General features: G+C 73.2%; 7 protein-coding genes and 1 pseudogene. 2 read left to right on the top strand and 6 right to left on the bottom strand.

Features of this window, described 5'->3' with window-relative positions; genetic code table 11:
• The 3 genes and pseudogenes from B7L92_RS42970 to B7L92_RS32655 form a co-directional block, all read right to left on the bottom strand.
• Positions 1–168, bottom strand: a pseudogene (locus B7L92_RS42970) (futalosine hydrolase); the annotation flags it as partial.
• Complete coding sequence (locus B7L92_RS32660) at positions 132–635, bottom strand: hypothetical protein (RefSeq protein ID WP_016825721.1); 504 nt, start codon at positions 633–635, stop codon at positions 132–134. The gene B7L92_RS32660 and the pseudogene B7L92_RS42970, both read right to left, overlap by 37 nt.
• Before the next feature lie 64 nt (positions 636–699).
• Positions 700–2,142, bottom strand: a complete 1,443-nt coding sequence (locus tag B7L92_RS32655) for an MFS transporter (RefSeq protein ID WP_081240901.1) — start codon at positions 2,140–2,142, stop codon at positions 700–702.
• 351 nt (positions 2,143–2,493) lie between these two features.
• Here B7L92_RS32655 and B7L92_RS32650 point away from each other — a divergent pair, with 351 nt between their 5' ends.
• Together B7L92_RS32650 and B7L92_RS32645 are read left to right on the top strand one after the other, a co-directional pair.
• The gene (locus B7L92_RS32650; protein WP_081240900.1) at positions 2,494–3,420 is read left to right on the top strand and encodes a DUF3027 domain-containing protein; all 927 of its coding nucleotides are present in this window, start codon (positions 2,494–2,496) and stop codon (positions 3,418–3,420) included.
• Between the two features lie 133 nt (positions 3,421–3,553).
• Positions 3,554–3,847 (top strand): hypothetical protein, encoded by a 294-nt coding sequence (locus tag B7L92_RS32645; RefSeq protein ID WP_081240899.1) that lies wholly within the window; start codon positions 3,554–3,556, stop codon positions 3,845–3,847.
• A gap of 90 nt (positions 3,848–3,937) precedes the next feature.
• On the opposite strand, the gene B7L92_RS32640 is transcribed toward B7L92_RS32645, so the two are convergent.
• The 3 genes from B7L92_RS32640 to B7L92_RS32630 all read right to left on the bottom strand — a co-directional run bounded on the left by B7L92_RS32640 (position 3,938) and on the right by B7L92_RS32630 (position 6,169).
• Positions 3,938–4,606, bottom strand: a complete 669-nt coding sequence (locus tag B7L92_RS32640) for a histidine phosphatase family protein (RefSeq protein ID WP_081240898.1) — start codon at positions 4,604–4,606, stop codon at positions 3,938–3,940.
• Positions 4,607–4,697: 91 nt separating this feature from the next.
• Complete coding sequence (locus B7L92_RS32635) at positions 4,698–5,126, bottom strand: DUF4440 domain-containing protein (RefSeq protein WP_081240897.1); 429 nt, start codon at positions 5,124–5,126, stop codon at positions 4,698–4,700.
• Positions 5,127–5,284: 158 nt separating this feature from the next.
• Positions 5,285–6,169 (bottom strand): hypothetical protein, encoded by an 885-nt coding sequence (locus B7L92_RS32630; RefSeq protein WP_081240896.1) that lies wholly within the window; start codon positions 6,167–6,169, stop codon positions 5,285–5,287.
• Positions 6,170–6,243 lie beyond the last annotated feature (74 nt).

Genomic DNA, 6,243 nt, shown 5'->3' with positions numbered 1-6,243 from the left:
GCCGGTGGGGGTGCGCAGCAGGGTCGCGCCGGGCAGCGGCACCTCGAGCGGAGGACCGGGGAACGCCTGTGCCACCGCGTCCCGTTCGACGGGGACCGCGGTGGCGACGAGGACGCGCGGCGCCGAGCGGGTCAGGAGCCGTCGTCCTTCTTCAGCCGGAAGGACCACAGACCCGTGGCCCCGTTCTCGCCCTCCTGGACCGACACCAGGGTGGAGTTGCCCTGGGCGCCGTACTGGGTGTTGAAGAACACGCTGCCCGGGATGGTGCGGTAGGTCTTGGTGCTGGAGTCGGTCAGCGGCCGACCGTTCATCAGGATGGTCCAGCCGTTGTCGGCGATCTCCGGGTCGACGCCGAAGCGCACGGTCTCCTCGGGGTCGACCGAGATCTCCTTGATGTCCTTGTCCTTCAGGCACGCGGTCAGGTTGGAGGCCTTCAGGGCCTTGCCCTCGCCGCCGCAGGTGGCCTCGGAGCTCACCGAGGAGCTGCCCACGGTGATCGTGGCCATCGCCGTCGGCTTGTCGCACGCGGACAGGACGAGCAGTCCGGCGGATACGGCGCCTACGGTGGCGACGACACGGCGGCGTCGCACGGCGCGGTGACTCTGGGCGGCTGCGCCGCGGAGCAACGTGGTCATGGGCGAAAGGCTATCGGGCGGACCCGGTCGCCCTCCCACGCGGGGGTGCGGCGTGGCCGGAGCGTTACGCCACCCGCGCCCGCCCCGTGCTCCCGTGCCGGGCGGAGACGACCAGCCCGCGGACGGTGGTCAGCCAGCCCGCGGCGACGATCGCCGCGCCCACCGCGAGCCCCAGCGGGCCGATCAGCGGCATCACGATGCCGATCGCCCCGCCCAGCACCCAGGCCATCTGCAGCAGCGTCTCGGACCGCGCGAACGCCGACGTCCGCACCAGCTCGGGCACGTCCCGCTGGATCAGCGCGTCCAGCGACAGCTTGGCCAGGGCCTGCGCGAACCCGGCGATCGCGGCCAGGCACGCCACCAGGACCGCGCCGAAGAACGCCGCGGCCGCGATCGTCGCGGCCAGCACACAGGCCACCACCGTGACGATGATGATCTCCGGGGCGCGGGACCTGAGCCAGGCCCCGACCGCCGTGCCGAGCGCGTTGCCCGTGCCCGCCGCCACGCCCACGATGCCGAGGGACACCGCGGCGTTCTGCCCGGTCATCGGGTGCTCGCGCAGCAGGAACGCGAGGAAGAAGATCAGGAAGCCGGACAGGCAGCGGATGGAGGCGTTGGCGCCCAGCGCGTGGGTGACGGCCGGGCCGACCGTGCGCAGCCCGGGACGCCGGGCCGCCTTGCGGTACGGCCCGTGCAGGTGCCGCTCGTCGGCGGCGAGCAGCGCGACGTCCTCGCCCTTGGCGGAGTCCACCTCGGGCGGCAGCCGGAAGGACAGGAACATTCCCGTGACGAAGAGGACGAAGGCGCCGTACAGCGGCCAGCGGGGACCGATCTGCTGCAGCCCCGCGCCGATCGGCGCGGCGATCCCGGTCGCCAGCAGCCCGCCGAGCGTGACCCGCGAGTTCGCCTTCACCAGGGAGAAGGTGGGCGGCAGCAGCCGGGGCACGACCGCGCTCCTGACCACCCCGTACGCCTTGGACGCGACGAGCACGCCGAGCGCGGCCGGGTACAGCTGGATGCTGCCGGTGACGACCGCGCCGGACAGCACCAGGGCGAGCAGCGCCCGCGCGAGCATCGCACCGGCCATCGCGGCGCGGCGGCCGTGCGGGACGCGGTCCAGGAGCGGGCCGATCACCGGGGCGAGGAGGGTGAACGGCGCCATGGTGACGGCGAGGTAGAGCGCGACCCGGCCGCGGGCCTCGTCGGTCGGCACCGAGAAGAAGACGGTGGACGCGAGGGCGACCGTGATCATGACGTCGCCGGCGCCGTTCACCCCGTGCAGTTCGATCAGCTTGCCGAGCCCGGACTCCCCGGCGCCGTGCGCGTGGGTCACCCGGCGGATGCCGCGTGCGGTGCCGGTCACCGGGAAGCGCAGGGCCCGGCCGAACGCGCGGAGGCGGCCGTCCGCCCGGCCCGTCCCGGGGCGTCGGCCGCTTTCCCTGACCCCCTTGACCCTTTTGGACCCACCGGTCCCGGTGGCGTCCTGGGGTGTCCTCGCGGTAGCCACGACGTCATAGTGCCCCGAGACCCCGGTGCGTAGTGCCGCAACGCCGCCGTGGACGGCGTCCCGGATGCGGCCGTCCGTCCGATCGGCCCCGGCGCACGGCGTTCCCGGGGCGACTCCGCGCGGTGCGCCGCGGCCCGGGAAACCGGCGCGCGGGACACCGGAACAACCGTCGGTGTAGGCCCAGCGCACGCGAACAGGTAGCGTGCCTATCTCAGCCATCCCGCAGAATGGATGGAGGCGCGCCCGAGCACGATCCGGCGCGGACGTCGACGCGGTCCCCCGGTCCGCTCCGTCCGCCCTCGCGCTGGGAGTGGCGCACTCGTGAGACGGCGTAGGAGAGAAGCGATACCTGTGAGCGCAGCGACAACGCGAAGCCGCACCCCCGACCGTCTGTGCGCCGAGGCCGTCGACCTCGCCCGCGCCGCAGCCGAGGAGGTCGCCGCGCCCGGGGTGGTCGGGGAGCACCTGGGGATGGTCTCCGAGGGCGACCGCGTGGTCACGCACTTCTTCGAGTGCAGGGAGCTCGGCTACCGCGGCTGGCGCTGGGCCGTCACCGTCGCCCGCGCCTCCCGAGCCAGGATCGTCACCGTCGACGAGGCGGCCCTGCTGCCCGGCCCCGACGCCGTGCTCGCGCCGGAGTGGGTGCCGTGGAGCGAACGGCTGCGCCCCGGCGACATGGGCCCCGGCGACCTGCTGCCCACCGACGCCGAGGACCTGCGCCTGGAGCCCGGCTTCTCCGGCGAGGAGGAACCGCCGCCGAACTCCGCGGTGTCCGGGGAGATGGCCGAGCTGGTGGAGGCCGAGGACGCCGAGGTCACCGAGGGCACCCCGGCCCACCTGGCCACCGCCCCCTCGCGCGGCTCCATCGCGGCCGTCGCCGAGGAACTCGGCATGCGCCGCGCCCGGGTGCTGTCCCGGTACGGCCTGCACACCGCCGCCGACCGCTGGGACGAGGCGTTCGGCGCCAAGACCCCGATGGCCCAGGCGGCCCCCGCCTCCTGCGTCAGCTGCGGCTTCCTCGTCCCCATCGGCGGCTCCCTGGGCCAGGCCTTCGGCGTGTGCGCCAACGAGTTCTCCCCGGCCGACGGCCGCGTGGTCTCCCTGGCGTACGGCTGCGGCGGCCACTCCGAGGCAGCGGTCATGCCCAGGCCGCCGCAGCCCGCCCCGCCGGTGATCGACGAGACCCGCGTCGACCCGTTCCCGCTGCGCCCGGCGTCGGACTCGGGATCGGTGCCGGCGACCGAGGACGAGGCGTCGGCGGACCTGGGACACTCGTAGGACCCGCCCGGACGGTCACGGGAGCCCTCGGCGCCCGACGAGCACGACGCAGGACGTCCCCGCCGCCGGGCTCCGTCCCGTACCCGTTCCGTCCCGGTCCCCTCCTGTGCGACGATCCCCGCCGGGAGGCGGGATGCGGTACGTGGTGGCGGGGGTGTTCGCCTGCTTCTTCCTGGCCGTGGCGGTGAGTGGGGTGGTCGGGCTGCTCACCGGCTGGATCCATCCGTGGGAGCGCCCCCGTGTCCTGCGACTCGTCCCCCACGGGCTCGGTCAGGTCCTCACCGGGAGCGGCATGACCTGTTTCACGGCCGTTCTCGCCTTCCTCCCGGTGGGAGACGCGCTGATCTCCCTCCTCGCGGGGGGTGCCTGTCTCCTCCTCGCCGGGACCGTCCTGCTGGGCGTGGCCCGTTTCCCGGACCGCGGGTAGCGCTCCGTCCCGCCGGGCGGTGCCGCCCGGCGGTGGGCGCCGGACCCGCCCGCCCCGGAGAGGGCCGCCGGAGACGTCCCGGGGGCCCGCTCAGCGGTCGACCGTGCCGACCGCTTCGCCGGCGGGACCGTCGGCCTCGGGGGCTCCGCTCTCGGGCCCGAGGGGGCGGCCTTCCCAGTGGAGCGCCCGCCAGCCCCGGTCGGGGGAGCCGGAGAGGACGACGACACCGGTGTTCCGCAGCGCGTGGTCGGCGGCGTACGACACGTCGACGTTCTCCGCCCGGGCGGCCACCCACATGCGGATCGCGGCGCCGTGACTGACCATCGCCACCGTCCGGGCCCCGGTCCCGGCGGCCTCGTCGACGACGGCGTCGAAGCGCTTGAGGGCCTCCACGCCGTTCTCCCCTCCCGGCATGCGCAGCCCGGTGTCCCCCGCCGACCAGGCGAAGGCGGTGGTGAGGTACGTCCGGACGGCCTCGTCGTCGCCGCGCATCTCCAGATCGCCGGCGGAGATCTCCCGGATCCCGTCCCGGATCCGGACCTCCAGCCCCCTCGCGTCGGCCAGCGGCGCGGCGGTGAGCTGGGTGCGCACCAGCGTCGAGGCGTAGAGGGCGTCGATCTCCTCCGCCGCCAGCGCCTCCGGCAGGGCGGCTGCCTGCTGCTCTCCCAAGGGCGTCAGGCCGGGGCCCGGCTCCGCGGTGTCCAGGAGGTGCTTGAGGTTGGAGGGGGTCTGGCCGTGGCGGATGAGCAGCAGACGCATGTAAGGGTCTACCTCCCGGATAGCTGATGACGTCCTCCCACTCTGCCACTCGGCGGTGCCCTCCACGGCGGCGGGTGGTCGCCGGCCGGCGCTACAGGTTGTCCCCCCAGCCGCCCTGGATCATGGTCTGGAACGCCCACTTCCCCTCCCGCCTGATCAGGATGTCGGCGTACCGGAGCCGCTGGGAGTGACCGTCCGCGGTCATGGTCGAGTCGGTGAGGACCACGGCCATCGAGGGGGACAGGAACACCGGGGTCCGGGTGGACTCGAAGGTGATGTCCTGGTCCCCCTCGCCCATCACCCGGGTCATGGTCGCGACGAACCGCTCCCGGTCCCACTGCGCCGACCGGCCGTCGCCCGCGGAGTCGTCGCTGACGAGGTTGAGCGGGAACACCGCCATGTCCGCCATGCGCTCGACGTCCCGCCGGCCGCTCGCCGCGTCGTACTCCGCGAACCAGGCGTCCAGGCTCGCGCGGTCCTCGGGGGTGGGGGTGTATCCGGTGTCGGGGAGGAAGGTCACGTGGGCTCCTTCAAGGGGTGGAACGGGACGGGGAACCGCGACTAGTCAACTTTGTCTAGCTGGCTACGCGGAGAAGATATACCTCTCCGGTGTACTGGTAAAACTTGATTAATGCTTCCTCCGCGTGACCTGAGTCACCGCAGGGGAAGCGGGTCCGGTCACTCGTCCTCGAAGATCTCTTCGGCCTTCGGTGCGGTGACGGCGCGGGTGAGCCAGTGGCGGAGGAGTTCGGGGTCGGTGCAGTCCGTGACGCGCCTGCGGACGTCGTCGGAGACGTCGAGGCCGCGCTGTTCGAGGACGAGCAGGACGTCCTCGGCGCGGCCCTGGGCGCGGCCCTGGGCGCGGCCTTCGTCGCGGATTTCTTCGGAGATGTAGGACTTGTAGAAGGAGAGGTCCACGGCCACCAGGTTCCTCCAGAGGTGCTTGGCCGGGCGGTTGCCCAGGCCCTGTGCGGTGAATTCGACGATGGGGTCCGCGATGTCTTCGGGCGCATCCCGCAACGCTGTGGACAGGGCCTTCAGTATCACATCGACGACCGGTTCGGCGGCGTGTGTGATGGCCGCCAGACTGGCCAGGACCAGGTCGGCGCGGGCCTCCTCCGGATCGGTGATCACCGGCATGTTGTGCGGTCCGGCGACCAGGGGGCGCAGGGTGAGGGTGGGCAGCTGGGGCGGCCCGCTGCTCACCGGCTGCTGGGCCCATCTGGCTGTGGCGTGGTCCTGGCAGACGACCAGGAGAGCCGTGGGCAGCCGGTACTTCGTCCACAGGTAAGCGGCGTAGTACGCCCAGCTCGCCGGCTTGTTCAGGTCCTTCTGGCCCTGGGCCTCCACGGCCAGGAGGAACGCGCCCTGTTCCGCGGTCTCGAACCGCAGCAGTGTGTCCACCCGGCGTTCGACGGGACTGGCCTCGGTGAGGTCGGTCGGCAGGGCTGTCGCCTTCACGGGAGTGGGGATGTCGACCCCGAGGAAGCGTGAGACGCGGCTGAACAGTCCGGGATCGTGCTGGAAGATGCGGTGCATCGCCTCGTGGGGCGGGCTGACCATGGGGCTCCTTGTGGATCAGGGGTGGGCGGCGGCTGCCGCTCGGCAGTCGCGGCAGAGGGCGCCGGGGTGGGATG

The organism is Streptomyces viridosporus, assembly GCF_002078235.1.
GTDB classification, from domain to species: domain Bacteria; phylum Actinomycetota; class Actinomycetes; order Streptomycetales; family Streptomycetaceae; genus Streptomyces; species Streptomyces viridosporus.
This window is presented reverse-complemented; position numbering and strand designations above follow the sequence as displayed.

Excerpts from the sequence above, each read along its gene's own strand:
- B7L92_RS32660 (WP_016825721.1), bottom strand. The coding sequence starts at position 635 with ATGACCACGTTGCTCCGCGGCGCAGCCGCCCAGAGTCACCGCGCCGTG.
- B7L92_RS32640 (WP_081240898.1), bottom strand. The coding sequence starts at position 4,606 with ATGCGTCTGCTGCTCATCCGCCACGGCCAGACCCCCTCCAACCTCAAG.
- B7L92_RS32645 (WP_081240899.1), top strand. The coding sequence starts at position 3,554 with ATGCGGTACGTGGTGGCGGGGGTGTTCGCCTGCTTCTTCCTGGCCGTG.
- B7L92_RS32630 (WP_081240896.1), bottom strand. The coding sequence starts at position 6,169 with ATGGTCAGCCCGCCCCACGAGGCGATGCACCGCATCTTCCAGCACGAT.